A 15326-nucleotide genomic window follows, 5' to 3' on the forward strand; every position below is an offset into this window, starting at 1 on the left:
CGTCCATCGGCCGTCCCGGCGGGCGCTGGACAAATTCAAAGGCGCGGCTACGTTCAGTTATTGCCACTCGGTGGTGGGTGCGGCTCCTGGATGCCGCAAAAACGGAATCTTCAAGACAGGGAGGTAACGATGGAACGTCCTCGTGTTTTCTTCCGGTTGCTGCTCGGCTTCGGCCTGCTTTCCTCGGCTCTCGGCAGCGTGGCGGACAGCGGGCCGCGCGCCGCCGGCGCCACCAAAGTCGCGTTCATTCCCCCGGACAGTCCGCTCGACAAGGTCATGGAGAAGGCCCCTGCGGCCGCGATGACCGAGGGCGGGGACTTCGTGTTCAGCGCACCGCCGCGCGGGAGCTACGAGGAGGAAGTGGCGACCTACCAGCCGATCACGGAGTACCTGAGCAAGATCACCGGCAAGCGTTTCGTTTACAAGTATTCCGACAACTGGCTGAGCTACAGCAGGGACATGACCAACGGCGTCTATGACCTGGTCTTCGATGGTCCGGCGTTCAACGGCTGGCGCATGGACAAGATGAGCCATACTCCCCTCGTGAAGCTGCCGGAGGACTTCGTGTTCGTCGTGATCACCCGCAAGGACAACGCGCAGATCACGGAGCTGAAGCAACTCGCCGGCCGCAAGGTCTGCGCCCATGCGCCGCCCAATCTCGGCACCCTGACGATGCTGTCTCAGTTCGACAACCCGGCGCGTCAGCCGGTCATCCAGCAGGTCAAGGGCTGGGACAACAACTACAGGGCGATGATCGAAGGGAAATGCGCGGGCACCGTCGTCCCGATCAAGAACTTCGAAAAGAACGACAAGGGCATGGCGAAGATCCTCTACCGCCACCGCGCGATGCCGAACCAGGCCTTCTCGGCCGGTCCGCGCATTACGCCCGAGATGCGGAGCAAGATTCAGCAGGCGCTGCTCTCGCAGGAAGGCAAGTCGGCGACGGCGAAGCTGCGCTCCGTCTATGCCGGCAAGGACTTCGTCCCCGCAAGAGCCGAGGAGTACGCAGGGCTGGGCCGGCTGCTCAAGGACAGCCTCTACTACTACTAGACCGAGCACCCCCCCGTAGACGCCGCCGGGTTCATCCCGGCGGCTTTTTTTTGCAAAACGAGCCGCGCCACGGCGGCCGGGCCCCGGTGAAAGAGGCCCTCGCGCAGCTCCGTGACGGTCTCCTCGAGACCGAGGATATCCATCCCGCGAAAGTCTTCGCGCAGCATCTCCCCGGTGTAGAGCATCTCCCGCACCGGGGGCCCGCCGGTGCCGTACTCGAGCTGTCCGGGCGTGAAGCACTCCATGATGAGCAGCCCGCCCGGTTTCAGCGCCCGTGCCATCGCCGCATGCATGCGCGCGCGGTCCGGCGGCATGAAATGGATGAAGATCGCGACGAGCACGTCGTACGCCGCGCTGGGCCACGCCCAATCCAGCAGGTTCGCGACTTCGAAGCGCAACGCGACGCCGCGCGCCGCGGCGAGCCGGCGCGCCTTTTCGATCGCCACCGGCGAGCCATCGACCGCGAGCACATCGAGCCCCAATGCGGCGAGCCAGACGCCGTTGCGGCCCTCGCCATCGGCGACCGCGAGGGCTTTCATCCCCGGATGCAGTCGGTGTCGTTGCGAGGCGAGGAAGGCGTTCGGGTCCGTCCCGTAGACGTAGTCGGCGACGTCGTAGCGCCGGTCCCAGAAGCTCACGATGCGACGCCGCGCCGCGCCAGGCGCGGAAGATCGCCATCGAGGCCCGCCGCGCGCCGCATGATGAAACGCTTGAGCGGCGAGGCGCCGTCGGCGAACGAAAGGCCAAGATTGCGCAGCGTGGTCACCCCCGGCCAGGCGTTGCCGAAGAGATAGCGGAAGCCGCCGGTCACGGCCATCATCGTGAGGTTCTCGCCCTTGCGCCAGCGCTCGTACCGGCGCAGCACGTGGAAGGCGCCGATGTCCTTGTGCGAGCTTTCCGCGTCGAGCACCACCTCCGCCAGCGCCGCCGCGTCGAGCAGCCCGAGGTTCACTCCTTGTCCGGCCAGGGGATGGACCGTGTGCGCCGCGTCGCCGACGAGGGCCAGCCCCTCCTCGACGTAGCGCTTCGCGTGTGACAGCGCCAGCGGAAAGGCGACACGCCGGCTGGCGCTGCGCAGCTCGCCGAGACGGTCGCCGAACGCCGCGGCAAGCTCGCTGACAAAGGCGTCGTCATCCAGCGCGAGCAGCTCGTCGGCGCGCTCGTCGTCCGCCGACCAGACGATCGAGCAGGCGTGCGGATCGGGCAGAGGCAGGAACGCGAGCGGTCCGGTCGGCAGAAACCGCTGCCAGGCCGTTTGCCCGTGTGGGCGCCCGGTCCGCACGGTCGCGACGATGCCTTTCTGGCGCATGGGAAGCGCCTGCGAATCGATGCCCGCCGCCAGGCGGACCAGGGAGCCTGCCCCGTCCGCGCCGACGAGCAGGCGCGTCGCGAGCCGCCGACCGTCCAGCAGCTGCACCTCCGCCGGCCGGCTCGGAACCACGGCGGCAACTTCTCCGGCCACGACGTGCACGTTCGTGAACCGGGCAAGACGTTCCTGGAGCGCGGCCACGATCACGGAATTCTCGACGATATGGGCGAGGCAGTCCTCGCCCATTTCCGCCGCCGCGAAGTGGATCTCGCCGCTGCCGCCCGCATCCCAAACCCGCATCTCGCGCACGCAGCTGACGCGCCTGCGCTCGATGCCGGGCCAGGCGCCGATCGACTCGAAGAGCGTGCGCGAGGCGAGCGTGATCGCGCTCACGCGCAAGTCGTAGTCGTCCCCGGGCGGCGTACCCGGCGCCTGCCGTTCGAGCACCGCCACCTTAAGCAGGGAGCCGCCCAGCGTGCACGCGAGTGTCGCCCCGACCATGCCGCCGCCGACGATGACGACATCGTATTCGGCGCTAGCGCCCGCCATCGTCCGCCCCGGTAAGCGGTAGGCCCAGCGCGAGACGCGGGAGCCGCCCCGATTGCCCGCTCGTCACGCGGATGAGCCTGCGTTTGATCGCCGGCAGGAGATCGATCGCCACCAGCGCGGCGTTGCGCGCGAGCGCGATCGGAAGGTAATCGTTGGAGAAAAGCCGGATAAGCGAGTGCGTGAACCCGGCCGTGACCCGGTTGTCTCGGCGCCGCCATGCGGCGTAGCGCTCGAGGAGCGCCAGCTCGCCCGGATCCCGGCCGGAAACGTGCGCCTCGAGCAGCAACTCGGCGAGCGCGGCGACGTCGCGCAGGCCCAGGTTGAAGCCCTGGCCCGCGACGGGGTGCACCGTGTGGGCCGCGTTGCCGATGAGCGCGAGGCGAGACCGCACGTGCTCGTCGACTCGCGTGAGCGCGAGCGGGTAGGCCCGACGCGCGCCGATTCGACCGAACGGTCCGAGCCGCTGCCCGAACCGCTCCTGCAGGGCGGCGCGGAAGGTGTCGTCGTCCCACGCCAGTATCTCGCTCGCTTCTTCGGTGCGCGCGCTCCACACGACCGCGCAGCGGTCCGGTCCCGCGGGCAGAACGGCGAGTGGGCCGGAGTCGGTGAAGCGCTCGTAAGCGGTATCGCGATGCGGCAGCCCGGGAGCGACGTTGCTGACGACGGCGGTCTGCCCGTACTCGATGCGCCGCGCCGCGATACCCGCCATCTCGCGGACGGGCGAGTCCGCCCCGTCCGCCGCCACCACGAGCCGCGCCGACAGGATCTCGGTCTGTTCGTTCCGGCGTATCGTGACCCGGGCCCCGGACGCCTCGAACGCGATCGCCTCGACGCGGGCCGGGCAACGCAGCTCGATGGCGGGCTCGCGCTCGAGCACCGCGAGCAGCGCCGCGCCCAACTCGCGGGCGGTGACGACGTAACCCAGCGCAGGAAGGCCCGCCTCCCGCGCCTCCAGTCGGGCGACGCCAAAGCGGCCACGGTCCGAGATATGGATGCGTCGTATGGGCGAGACGCGCGGTTCGATGGCGATCCAGACCCCTATGCCCTCGAAAATGCGGCGCGAACCAAAGGCGAGCGCGAGATGCCGGTCGTCGTAGCTCGGCTGCATCGCGGAGGCGAGGGGAACGGCCTCGACCACGCCGATCGAGTACGGCCCGCCGCGAAGCGCGCAGGCCAGGCTGGCGCCGACGAGCCCGCCGCCCACGATCAGGATGTCGAAATCGGATCTCACTTTCCGGGAACGAAGCGGTTGCGGCGGTGAATGATCCACGGTGAGCCGGCGGCTCGCGAGTCGACAGTCCCCCTCACCGCGAGAGCCGCGCTCGCGCCTCAGCGTCCGACCGAGACCTGCGCGCGGCCGCGCGCGGCGCCTTCGCGCATGAGCGCCTCGATCTCGTCGACCGATTTGGGCGCGTCGCGTGAAAGCACCTCGTTGCCCTCCCGCGTCACGAGCACGTCGTCCTCGATGCGGATGCCGGTATTCCAGAATCGCTCCGGAATGTCCGAACCCTCCGCGATGTATAGCCCGGGCTCCACCGTAAGCACCATGCCGGGCTCGAGCAGGCGCCAGGCGTCCTCGACCTTGTAATCACCGACGTCGTGAACGTCCATGCCGAGCCAATGCCCGGTGCGGTGCATGTAGAAGCGCTTGTAGTCGCCCTTCTCGATATGCGCGTCCACGTCGCCGCTCAGAAGACCGAGGTCCTTGAGCCCCTGGGTGAGGATGCGCACCGCGTTGTCGTGCGGCTCGTTCCAGTGTCGACCCGGCTTCACCTGGTCAATCGCTGCCCGCTGCGCCGCAAGCACGATCTCGTAGATCGCGCGCTGCTCTCCGCTGTAGCGTCCATTCACCGGAAAGGTGCGCGTGATGTCCGCGGCATATCCGTCGAGCTCGGCGCCGGCGTCGATCAGGAGCAGCTCGCCATCGCGCAGCTCCGCACCGTTCTCGGTGTAGTGCAGAATGCAGCCGTTCGCACCGCCCCCTACGATCGGCGGATACGCCGGGAATTCCGACCCGCCCCTGCGGAACTCGTACAGAAGCTCCGCCTCGATCTCGTACTCATGCAGACCCGGGCGGCACGAGTGCATGGCGCGCCGATGCGCCGCGGCCGAGATCTTCGCCGCACGCCGCATCAGCCGGATCTCCTCCGCATCCTTGATGAGGCGCATTTCGTGCAGGATGTGGTTCAGATCGACGAACTCCCCCGGCGCGTGCACGCCGGTGCGCGCCTTGCCGCGCACCTCGTTGACCCAGCGCATCATGCGGGCGTCGAATTCCGCGTACCGGCCGATCGAGTAGAAAACCTTCTCGCGGTTCTCGAGCAGACCGGGCAGTATCTCGTCGATGTCGGCGATCGGGAATGCGTCGTCGGCCCCGTAGAGCGAGCGCGCGCCCTCGAGACCGGCGCGGCGGCCCTCCCAGATCTCCTTCTCGGGGTTCTTTTCCCGGCAGAAAAGGATGTACTCGCCGTGCTCGCGTCCCGGCACCAGCACCGCGACCGCCTCGGGCTCCGGAAAGTGCGTGAGGTAATAGAAGTCGCTGTCCGGGCGGAACGGATAGTCCACGTCCCGGTTGCGGTTGCGTACGGGCGCCGTCGGCAGAATGGCCACGCCCTCGCTCATGTGATTCATGAGCTCCTTGCGACGACGTTCGAAAACTCTCAAATCCATGGTCGTGACATTATGCCGCAAAGCCGAATGCGGGAGCGACCCCGCTGGAGGGCGGGGGAGCCGCTGTTATAATCGATTCGCTTCCGCCGCCCGCGTTCACAGCCTGCGCGCAAGGCTGAGGTACTCCCAGGCTGGACAACCCGGGGAAAGAACCATGACCAGCAAACGCCCCCGGACCACGGAGACCTTGCTCATGGACACGCTTCGTCGCCTATCCCGCCCGTTGAGCCACCTCGTCGTACTCGGCCTTCTCGCCCTCTCGGTACACGTGCCCGCCGCACAGGCGGCGATCGTGACGACCGACGCGATCGTCAGCGCTCAACAGGCAGACGAGGATCGCGCACGCGTCAAGGGATTGCTGGATCGCGAGGACGTCAAGCGGCGTCTCGCGGCTGCCGGTGTGAACCCGACGGACGTCGCCGCCCGCGTCGACGCCCTGAGCGATACCGAGGTGCACGCGCTTGCCGGAAAGATGGACGAGTTGCCCGCGGGAGGCGACGCGCTCGGCGTGCTCGTCTTCGTCTTCGTGGTGCTGCTCATTACCGACATCCTCGGCTTCACGGACATCTTCCCCTTCGTGAAGAAACCCGTGCGGCGCTGAACGGGCGAAGGAAGAATGCGCTCCGGAAAGGCCGCCCGGCGATTGCCGGGCGGCCTTGTGCTGTTCTGTCTCTGGATTGCCGGCTGCTCCACGCCGATGACGGCGGAACTGGTGGCGAAGCGGCCCGATCTCTCTCCGCGCGTCGAGCTCGATCGCGTTCCGTTCTTTCCCCAGGACGCCTACCAGTGCGGGCCGGCCGCGCTGGCGACCGTGCTCGCCGCGGCGGGCGTGGAGACGACCGCCGAGGCACTGGTTCCGCAAGTGTACCTGCCCGATCGCCGCGGCAGTCTGCAGATCGAGCTCGTGGCTGCCGTCCGCCGCCACGATCGGGTGCCGTACGTGCTCGCTCCCCGGCTCGAATCGCTGCTCGCCGAAGTCGCGGCGGGGAACCCGGTCCTCGTGCTGCAGAATCTCGCTCTCCCCTGGTACCCGAAATGGCACTACGCCGTCGTCGTGGGCTATGACGTGGACCGTGCCGAGATCGTCCTGCGCTCGGGGCTCGAACGCCGGCACGTCGTCCCGCTCGGGGTATTCGAGCGCACCTGGCGCCGGGGGAATCACTGGGCGATGGTCGCGCTCGTCCCGGATCGACTGCCGCGCACCGCCGAGGAAACGTCCTATCTGCAGTCAGTCGCGGCGCTCGAGCGACTCGGGCGCAACCGTGAAGCCGAGCGGGCGTACCGTGCGGCCCTCGCACGATGGCCGCTCAGCCTCGCTGCGCGAATGGGCCTCGGGAACAGCCTCTACGCGGCGGGTGATCTGGAAGGCGCGGAGCGGGCCTACCGGGAGGTCACCGAGGCGCACCCGAACGCGGGCGCGGCCTTCAACAACCTCGCCCAAACCCTCGCCGATCAGGGTCGTTTCGCCGCCGCCGAGGCGGCGGCCAACCGTGCGGTCGCCCTCGGTGGACCGCTCGCCGAAACGTTTCGTGCCACGCTCAGCGAGATCCGTCGCCGCGCCGGGAATGCGGCCGCCGACTGACTCGTCGTCCCGTCATTCCGGGCCGGGATCGGTGGACAGCGGGTCCGGCCTTCCGTGCAGCTCCTCGTATACCAGCTGCACGCCGATACGGACGTACTCCACGATCTCGGCGAGATCGCGCTCCTGCTCTTCCTCGCTCTCGTCGGGGCTCGTCTCTGCCTCGCTGATCTGGAGCGCGTCGCCGAGGAATTCGCCCGCGTCGCCATTGAGCGCGCCCGGATCCCGCACGCCCCCCGCGGCGATGCCGTAGATGAAGCCGCGACACCAATCGGCCAGCGCCTCGACGCGTTGGTCGAGACTTGCCTCGGCGGGCAGCATCGGCTCGAAACCGAACTCCATCCCGCGCAGCCGATACTCGGTTTCGCGTGCCGCATCCTCGAGGGCGGCGAGCAGCTGCCGGCCTCCGGGTGAGGAAAATCCGTCGCCGGTGCCGAAGAAGAGGCGCGCCGGCGCCGGCGGCGACGGCGAGACGATCGCGCCGGTCAGCAAACCGTGTGCCTCCGCTGCGCTCATGTCGACATCGGCGGATGACAGGGCTTCCGTCAGTTGCGCGTAGTCCGGGCCGATCGGCTCGGCCGTGCTCACGGCGGACCCCTTCGGGCGGAACGTTCCCGGCCGCATCGGCCGGCGGGCGCGGCGCTGCGTCGCCCTGCCGTTCGGACGACGACACGGGGTTGCGGGCGGATGGATGGAGGGTGAATCGTCAGCACGTTCGAGACCGGCAAGGCAGTGTAGCACGGCGGGCCGGGCCGCCGTTGACCGCCTCTTGCCCCGGACATATATTGTAAAAACCGCGCAATCAACGGGGCCGGTGTGGAAAGCGACGACATCAAGCAGCTCGAAAGCCGCATTGACCAGTTGATCCAGGCCTGTCAGCGCCTCAAGAGCGAGAACGCCTCGCTCCAGAGCGAGCGACAGGAACTGGACGCCGAGCATGCGAAGCTCGTCGAGAAGACGCGCATCGCGCGTGAGCGCATCGAATCCATGATCGACCGACTCAAGGCGCTGGAGCGCGGCTGATGAAAGAATCCACTGACGGCGTGGTCGTCAATCTCCTCGGCAAGGAATTCATGGTCGCGTGTCCGCCTGCGGAGCGCGACTCGTTGATCGCAGCCGCCGCTTACCTCGACCGCAAGATGCGCGAGATCCAGGGAAGCGGCCGCGTCATCGGAACCGAACGCACGGCGATCATGGCGGCGCTGAATATCGCCCATGAGCTCGTCGAGCTTCGCACGCACGGCGGCCTGTCGGAAGGCATGAGCCAGAAGCTCAAGTTTCTACAAAGCAAAATCGATGCCGCGCTGCGGCGGGATGCGCACCCTTCCCAATAGGTATATTATTGGTGTGCGCCCCCTGCGGTGTGCGTGCTGTACCAGCAATCCTTCGAACCTATCAACTTGCTTCGGGAGCCGGAAAGCAGGTGCTGTGTGCAGGTCCGCCTCGTGAGCGGAAAGCCTAAGGCATCTCTAAGGCTCCCACTTGAACCGTACGGTTCAAGGTGAACGGTGCAGCACGGCATGCGCGGAGGGCGCCTCTCTTCCTTGATCCTCGATCGAAGCCCTGATTCGACGATGGCGATCCGCGGGTGCACGTTCGTTCTCTCACTCGTTCTGGCGGCTTCCGCGCAGGCGACGAGCGGCTCGGACGATCCGCGCGACAAGCGGGCGCCGACGCGGGGCGAGAATCGGGACACCTCCGCTTTCCTGGTGGTAGGACCCGTCGTCTCCCCGAAAGCCGACACGCGCGGCACGCACCGGCCGTCCGAAGGCATGTACGAATACCCGAGCGGCGACGCGACACCGATTTGCGTCAACCCTCCCCCGCGCTGAGCCGCCCTGTGCGCGCGCACCGCGCACCCGCCCTTCCCCGTAGCGTGGCTTCCGCCGATCCGAAATCCGACCTGCGCCGCGCGCTGCGCGCCAAGCGACGTGCGTTGACGGCGACCGAGCAGCGGCGGGCGTCCGCGCGTCTCGCTGCAAATCTGTCGCGCATGCGACTCTTTCGCGTGTCCCGCCGGATCGCGGCTTATCTGCCGAACGACGGAGAGATCGACCCGGGCGACATTCTGGAGCGCGCGTGGCGCATGAAGAAGAAAGTGTACTTGCCGGTGCTGTCGCGCCTGCGTCACGATCGGCTCTGGTTCGCGGAAGCCTCGCCCGGCATGGAGCTCCGCCCCAACCGATTCGGCATCCCGGAACCCGTGGTGAAGGCGTCGGCGCTCGTGCGCGCCGGGGAGCTCGATCTCGTGCTCCTGCCACTGGTCGCGTTCGACGAGCGCGGCAACCGCATCGGCATGGGCGGAGGCTTTTACGACAAGAGCCTCGCCTTTCTGCGGTATCGCACGCTGCTCACGAAGCCGCACGTCATCGGGCTGGCGCATGACTTTCAGCGCGTCGACCGGCTGCCGGTCGATCCCTGGGACGTGCGGCTCGCCGGCGTCGTTACCGACGAAGGCGTCTACACGGCCCGCTCGTAAACACCACTTTCACACCGACCACACATGAACCTTCTTTTCATTGGCGACGTCATGGGCGCGCCCGGTCGTCGTGCGATCGCGGCCAACCTCCCGGCACTGCGCGAGCGGCTAAAGCTCGACATCGTCATCGCCAACGGCGAAAACGCGGCAAACGGCTACGGGATCACGGGTGAGGTCGCTCGCGATCTCTTCGGGCTCGGCGTCGATGTGATCACGAACGGAAACCACGCGTGGGACAAGCGCGATGCGCTCGGGTACATCCTCACCGAACCGCGCCTGCTGCGTCCGCACAACTATCCTCCCGGGACGCCGGGAAGCGGCTGGTACGTTGCCGAGGCGCGCGGACGGGCGGTCGGCGTGCTCAATGTCATGGGTACCGTATACATGCATCCCACGCTCGACTGTCCGTTTCGCGCGGTCGATGAGGCGCTCGCCGCCAGGCCCGAGGGCGTCAAAGTGGTGCTCGTCGACTTCCACGCCGAAACGACGAGCGAGAAGTGGGCCATGGCCTGGCACCTGAATGGCCGCGTGAGCGCCGTCGTGGGGACACACACGCATGTCCCGACCGCCGACGAGCGCGTGCTGCCCGGAGGCACCGCCTACATCACGGACGTGGGCATGAGCGGGTGTTACGACTCGGTCATCGGCATGGATACCGAGAAGACGCTCAAGCGCCTGATGCATAAGCTGCCCGAACGCTTCGAAACCGCCCAGGGCAAGGGGACGCTGTGCGCGGTTTACATCGACATCGACGAGAACACGGGAAGGAGCCGGACGATCCGGCGCATCTGTCTGGACGAGTAAAGGCCGTGGGACGGCCCGCGCATGCGCGAGGAGTGACAAGCGCAGGGCGATCGGTGATAAGTTCATGAACGCGCGAAGCGCGCATCGTCAACGCATCGCTCGGAACTTGGCACTCATTACTGGTTTTCGATTATGCAGTACTGGTTGATGAAGTCCGAGCCCGACGTCTTCTCGATCGACGACCTGAAGGCGCGGCCGGGGAAAACCGAGCACTGGGACGGCGTGCGCAACTTCCAGGCGCGCAACTTCATGCAGGCCATGCGCCGGGGCGATCTCGCCTTCTTCTACCATTCGAGCTGCCCCGAACCGGGCGTCGCCGGCGTCGTCGAGATCGTGCGCGAGGCCTATCCCGACTTCAGCGCCTGGGACCCGAAGAGCGCCTACCGGGACGCCCGAAGCCGCCCGGACAAGCCCGTGTGGTACATGGTGGACGTGCGCTACAAGCGAAAGCTCAAGCGCCTCGTGCCACTCGCGGAGCTGCGCGAGAACCGCGCGCTCGCCCGAATGCGCCTGCTCGCTCGCGGTAACCGCCTGTCGATCATGCCGGTCACCCCCGAGGAATGGAAAGCCATCCTCGAGATGGAGCTGTCCTAGAAGACCGCCCGGGAAGAAACGACGACAATCTCTCGAGGAGAAACCGAACCATGAAGCTGTTCGCGCGCCTTGCCGTGCTGTGCTCTCTTGCGGCCCTGCCCTTCGCCGGCCACGCGGAGGAAGCCCGTCCGGCAGCCCACCCCAAGGTGCGATTGACGACGAGCGCCGGAGTGATCGAGCTCGAGCTGGACGGCATGCGCGCCCCCGTTTCGGTCGCGAACTTCCTGCGTTACGTCGACAGGGGTTTCTACGACGGAACCGTCTTCCATCGCGTGATCCCGGGATTCATGATCCAGGGCGGCGGCTTCGAGACCGGAATGAAACAGAAGAAGACCGATGAGCCGATCCAGAACGAGGCGGACAACGGTCTCCGGAACGTCGCCGGGACGGTCGCCATGGCACGCACCATGGAGCCGCATTCGGCATCGGCGCAATTCTTCATCAACACCGTGGACAATCCCTCGCTCGACCACCGCGACAAGTCGAGGCAGGGCTGGGGCTATGCGGTGTTCGGCAAGGTGACGCGGGGCATGGACGTCGTGAAGAAGATCGAGTCGGTGCCGACCGGACGCTTCGGCCCGTTCGAGAACGTCCCCAGGGAACCGGTGGTGATCCGCAAGGCGGAGCGCGTCGCGAGGTGAGGCGCACGCACCTGTCGACTCACGCGCGGAGATACTCCTCGAGCAGCACGAAGAACTGGCGCGTGTCGATCGGTTTTCTCACCAGGGCGCGGACGCCCGCGGCCCTCGTCTGCTCCTCGGTCAGCCGCTCCGCGTAGCCGGTATAGAGCAGGACCGGCAATCCCGGGCGCAGCGCCGAGAGCGCGCGGGCAAGCTCGAGGCCGGTCAGCTTGGGCATCGTCTGGTCGGTCACCACGAGATCGAAGCGATCGGGGTGCTCGGCGAAGAGCGCCTGGGCTTCGACGGGATTGTTCCGCACCGTCACTTCGACACCCCAGCTCTCGAGCAGCTCCTGCATGAACTCGGCGACTGCCGGCTCGTCGTCCACGACGAGTGCGCGACCCCGAAGCCGGCGGGTCGAGGCGGCCGATGTGTCCGCGGCGCCCGGCGTCGCGGCGGATTGCGCGGCTTCGGGCATGGCCCGGAACAGCACGCGGAAGCGGGCACCGGCGCCCGGCGCCGTCTCCACCACCACGTGGCCGCCGTGCTCGTGCACGATGCCGTGCACGGTGGAAAGCCCCATGCCGCTGCCCTTGCCCGGCTCCTTGGTCGTGAAGAAAGGCTCGAACATGCGGTCGAGCACCTCGGGCGCGATGCCCGCGCCGGTATCGCCGACGGCCAGCTCGACGAAGTCGCCCCTGACCTGTTGACGGCACGACGAACAGACAACCGCACCGTGCCGCACGCGCCGCAGCCCCACGTGCAGGACGCCGCTGCCGTCCATGGCGTCGCGGGCGTTGATACAGAGGTTCATGAGCACCTGGTCGAGCTGCACCGGGTCGAGCTGCACGGCCGGGAGCGCGGAATCGAACGCCGTCTCGAACTCGATGCTCGACGGCAGCGTCGAACGCAGCAGCTTGACCGATTCGTTGACGAGCGGCGCGAGCGCCAGCGGCCGCGGGGCACCGCGCTGGCCGCGGCTGAAGGTGAGCAGCTGCTGGATCAGATCGCGCGCCTGCCGGCCGGAGCGCAGCGCGCGCTCGAGGTAGCGCTCCAGCTTATCGTCGGGGGCGCGGGCCAGGCGCTCCTGCGCCATGGCGATGTAGCCCATCACGGTCGTGAGGATGTTGTTGAAGTCGTGGGCGATGCCGCCGGAGAGGTGGCCGATCGCCTCCATCTTCTGCGCCTGGCGCAGCTGCGCCTCGAGCTGAGCCCGCGCCTCCTCCGCCCGCTTGCGCTCGGTGATGTCGCGAATGGCGGCCAGCATGATCTTGCGGCCGTGCAGCTCGAAAAAGTTGGCCGTGATCTCGACGGGGAACAGGGTGCCGTCCTTCTTGCGGTGGTAGCGCAGCGGCACGCGCACGAAGCCCGTGCCGCTGCGCATGGCCGCCTGCGTCTTCTCGCTCTCCGCCGAGAGGTCCGTGGACTTGAGCCGCAGCAGCTCCTCGCGTGTGTAGCCGTAGAGGTCGACCGCCGCGCGGTTGACGTCGAGGTGCTCGAAGGTCTCGGCGTCGACCAGCACGATCGCGTCCGATTCCATCTCGAACAGCAGCCGGTAGCGCTCCTCGCTCTGGCGAAGCCGATTCTCGCTCCGGCGCAGCGCCTCCTCGCGCTCCTTCCGCTCGGTGATGTCGCGCGTGATGATGAGCAGGTGCGGCTGGCCCTGGTACTGCACGTGCACGCCGTGAACCTCGGCGTCGAAGGTGGTCCCGTCCTTGCGTTGCGCCTTGGCCTCGGTGCTGATCGGACGGCCCTGGGAGACCGCCTCGAAGAACGCCCAGCAGCGGATGTGGCTGTCGGGATGCAGGAACTGGAACGACTCGGTCGCGAGCAGCTCCTCGCGCGTGTAGCCGTGCAACCGGCAGAACGCGGGGTTCGCGTCGACCACGCGCCCGTCGAACGCGCACAGCCCGAGACCGTCGACCGAAGAGTTGAAGATCGCGCGGTACTGCTCCTCGCTCGCGCGCAGCGCCTCCTCGGCGTGCTTGCGCTCGGTGATCTCGCGCGTGAACGCGACGATGCGATTCTCGCCGGCGATCTCCGCCGCGCGGATGTACACCTCGTCCCAGTGCAGGCTGCCGTCCTTGTTACGCCGGTGCCACTCGATCCGCTGCGGTTCCCCCCGCTTCACTTTCTCGAACAGCCGTCCGGCTTCCTCGAGCGTGTACGGCGGCTCGCCCGAGCTCAGGTCGCCGACGTTGATCCGGCGCATCTCGTCGTAGCTGTAGCCGTAGGCCGCGCACGCCTTCGGGTTGACGTCGACGATCGCGCCGGTGTCCCAGTCGTGCACGAAGATCGCGTCCTCGGAGGCCTCGAAGATGGATCGGTAGCTCGCCTCCGAGTACATGCGCTCCAGCTCCGCCGCGGCCCGGACCGAGAAGATCTTCAGCATCGACTCCGCCAGCCGCTCGTCGGCGAGCGGCCGGTCGTGCAGCGCCCCCATCAGGCCCATCGGCCGTCCGCGGGAATCGAAGAGCGGAATGGCCGCGTACCCCTCGATGGCGTAGCGCGACAGCATCGAGTCGCCCGGGAACATCCGGCAGGTGTCCCGCGCAAAGAAGCGGAACTGCTGCCCGACCACCCGCGAGCACGGGCTGCCGGCCAGGTCGTACTCCGTGCTCTCGGCGATCTCGCCCCGAACGTACAGCGCGAGCGTGCGCATCCGCCCTGGCTTCCCCGGGATCGGCAGCGCGATGAACGCGAAGTCGACGCCGAGCGCGGTCGCGAGGTAGCGCGCCAGCGCCGGAAACACGTCGCGGCCGCGCGCGCCGGAGACGCCGAGCGCGGCGTGGCGCAGGGCTTCGGCCGTGCGCTTCCGCTCGGTGATGTCGGTCGAAATCCCGCAGACCGCGTAGGCCTCACCCTGCGTGTTGAACAGCGGAAACTTGATCGAGAGGTACGCGCGCTCGGCACCGTCGAGCATCGCGCTCTCCTCGAACTCGATCGCGGCGTTCCGCTCGAGCACGAGCCGGTCGTTGTCGGCGTACTCGGCGGCCTGCGCGGACGGGAAGATGTCGGCGTCCGTCCGACCGACGACGTCCTGCTCGCCGCGCCGGAACACGCGCAGGAAGTGCCGGTTCGCGAACAGGAACCGGCCTTCGCGGTCCTTGACGTAGATGAGCGCGGTGGTGTTGTCCAGGATCTGCTGCAGGCGCGTCTCGCTCTCGGCGAGCGCGGACTCGGCGCGGCGCAGGTGCGTGAGATCGCGGACGCGTGCGAGCAGCAGGGCTCGTCCGTCGGACTCGACGGGCTCGAGCGAAAGCAGTGTGTCGAGCGGCTCGCCGTTGCCGCCGACGAAGCGCCACTCGAAGCACTGCTCGAGCCCGCTCGCGGCGGCCTGCGCGCGCCGCGCCCATCGCTCCGCGGAAGCGCCGCCGTCCGGCTGCCGCGACGGGGAAAGTTCGGGCAGCGTGCGCCCGATCAGGCGTTCCCGCGAGAGGCCGAGCACGGCGACCGTCCTGTCGTTGCAGTCCTCGATGCCTTCGGCAAGCAGGAACGTCGCCTCCGTCGCGCTCTCGAGGAGCGCACGAGGGTCGCCGTGGTCACGGGTCATCGGCTGCATCGCCTTCGCTCCGGTGGGGTTCGCCGAGGACGAGTCCAGCCCATAGTCTAACCGTGCCCGCGGCTGCGGAAAGCCGGGGTTACAAACCGGAAACAATTGAAACGGCGGGT

General features: G+C 67.8%; 15 protein-coding genes and 1 other RNA gene. 10 read left to right on the plus strand and 6 right to left on the minus strand.

Annotated elements, in window-relative coordinates:
- The first annotated feature begins 129 nt into the window (after nucleotides 1-129).
- Nucleotides 130-1050 carry a phosphate/phosphite/phosphonate ABC transporter substrate-binding protein gene (locus SVA_RS17825; protein ID WP_169924170.1) on the plus strand — a complete coding sequence of 307 codons (921 nt, stop codon included), beginning with the start codon at nucleotides 130-132 and terminating at the stop codon, nucleotides 1048-1050.
- On the opposite strand, the gene SVA_RS17830 is transcribed toward SVA_RS17825, so the two are convergent.
- From SVA_RS17830 to pepP, 4 genes are all read right to left on the minus strand, one after another.
- The gene (locus SVA_RS17830) at nucleotides 1047-1688 is read right to left on the minus strand and encodes a class I SAM-dependent methyltransferase (RefSeq protein ID WP_197703282.1); all 642 of its coding nucleotides are present in this window, start codon (nucleotides 1686-1688) and stop codon (nucleotides 1047-1049) included. The two genes, SVA_RS17825 and SVA_RS17830, sit on opposite strands and share 4 nt — an antisense overlap.
- Complete coding sequence (locus SVA_RS17835) at nucleotides 1685-2908, minus strand: UbiH/UbiF/VisC/COQ6 family ubiquinone biosynthesis hydroxylase (RefSeq protein WP_096462492.1); 1224 nt, start codon at nucleotides 2906-2908, stop codon at nucleotides 1685-1687. Before SVA_RS17835 ends, SVA_RS17830 begins: the two co-directional genes overlap by 4 nt.
- Entirely contained in the window at nucleotides 2895-4139 is a 1245-nt protein-coding gene (gene ubiH / locus SVA_RS17840; protein ID WP_096462493.1) for a 2-octaprenyl-6-methoxyphenyl hydroxylase, read from the minus strand. Before ubiH ends, SVA_RS17835 begins: the two co-directional genes overlap by 14 nt.
- Before the next feature lie 98 nt (nucleotides 4140-4237).
- A complete protein-coding gene (gene pepP / locus SVA_RS17845) occupies nucleotides 4238-5578 on the minus strand; it encodes a Xaa-Pro aminopeptidase (RefSeq protein ID WP_096462494.1) in 1341 nt (446 codons plus the stop codon).
- Nucleotides 5579-5732: 154 nt separating this feature from the next.
- Between pepP and SVA_RS17850 the strand changes: the two genes are divergently transcribed.
- Both SVA_RS17850 and SVA_RS17855 read left to right on the plus strand, forming a co-directional pair.
- Nucleotides 5733-6179 (plus strand): PA2779 family protein, encoded by a 447-nt coding sequence (locus SVA_RS17850; RefSeq protein ID WP_197703283.1) that lies wholly within the window; start codon nucleotides 5733-5735, stop codon nucleotides 6177-6179.
- Between the two features lie 15 nt (nucleotides 6180-6194).
- Nucleotides 6195-7160 carry a PA2778 family cysteine peptidase gene (locus SVA_RS17855; protein ID WP_096462496.1) on the plus strand — a complete coding sequence of 322 codons (966 nt, stop codon included), beginning with the start codon at nucleotides 6195-6197 and terminating at the stop codon, nucleotides 7158-7160.
- 12 nt (nucleotides 7161-7172) lie between these two features.
- Here SVA_RS17855 and SVA_RS17860 read toward each other — a convergent pair whose 3' ends face one another.
- Nucleotides 7173-7745 (minus strand): UPF0149 family protein, encoded by a 573-nt coding sequence (locus SVA_RS17860; RefSeq protein WP_169924171.1) that lies wholly within the window; start codon nucleotides 7743-7745, stop codon nucleotides 7173-7175.
- 228 nt (nucleotides 7746-7973) lie between these two features.
- On the opposite strand from SVA_RS17860, the gene SVA_RS17865 reads away from it, so the two are divergent.
- From SVA_RS17865 to SVA_RS17900, 7 genes are all read left to right on the plus strand, one after another.
- Nucleotides 7974-8180 carry a TIGR02449 family protein gene (locus SVA_RS17865; RefSeq protein ID WP_096462498.1) on the plus strand — a complete coding sequence of 69 codons (207 nt, stop codon included), beginning with the start codon at nucleotides 7974-7976 and terminating at the stop codon, nucleotides 8178-8180.
- A complete protein-coding gene (locus tag SVA_RS17870) occupies nucleotides 8180-8491 on the plus strand; it encodes a cell division protein ZapA (RefSeq protein WP_096462499.1) in 312 nt (103 codons plus the stop codon). The genes SVA_RS17865 and SVA_RS17870 overlap by 1 nt, the downstream gene beginning before the upstream one ends.
- Nucleotides 8492-8507: 16 nt before the next feature.
- Nucleotides 8508-8692, plus strand: a non-coding RNA gene (gene ssrS, locus SVA_RS17875) — 6S RNA.
- A gap of 305 nt (nucleotides 8693-8997) precedes the next feature.
- Nucleotides 8998-9636: a 5-formyltetrahydrofolate cyclo-ligase gene (locus tag SVA_RS17885; RefSeq protein WP_197703284.1), complete on the plus strand. Its 639-nt coding sequence runs from the start codon at nucleotides 8998-9000 to the stop codon at nucleotides 9634-9636.
- A gap of 24 nt (nucleotides 9637-9660) precedes the next feature.
- A complete protein-coding gene (locus tag SVA_RS17890; protein WP_096462502.1) occupies nucleotides 9661-10440 on the plus strand; it encodes a TIGR00282 family metallophosphoesterase in 780 nt (259 codons plus the stop codon).
- Between the two features lie 132 nt (nucleotides 10441-10572).
- On the plus strand, nucleotides 10573-11034 hold the full coding sequence (locus tag SVA_RS17895; RefSeq protein ID WP_096462503.1) for an EVE domain-containing protein: 462 nt from the start codon (nucleotides 10573-10575) through the stop codon (nucleotides 11032-11034).
- Nucleotides 11035-11084: 50 nt separating this feature from the next.
- Nucleotides 11085-11675, plus strand: a complete 591-nt coding sequence (locus SVA_RS17900) for a peptidylprolyl isomerase (protein WP_096462504.1) — start codon at nucleotides 11085-11087, stop codon at nucleotides 11673-11675.
- A 19-nt stretch (nucleotides 11676-11694) separates the two neighbouring features.
- On the opposite strand, the gene SVA_RS17905 is transcribed toward SVA_RS17900, so the two are convergent.
- Nucleotides 11695-15207, minus strand: coding sequence for a PAS domain-containing hybrid sensor histidine kinase/response regulator (locus SVA_RS17905; RefSeq protein WP_169924172.1), 3513 nt, complete (start codon nucleotides 15205-15207; stop codon nucleotides 11695-11697).
- Nucleotides 15208-15326: the final 119 nt, after the last annotated feature.

Source organism: Sulfurifustis variabilis (assembly GCF_002355415.1).
Classification (GTDB): domain Bacteria; phylum Pseudomonadota; class Gammaproteobacteria; order Acidiferrobacterales; family Sulfurifustaceae; genus Sulfurifustis; species Sulfurifustis variabilis.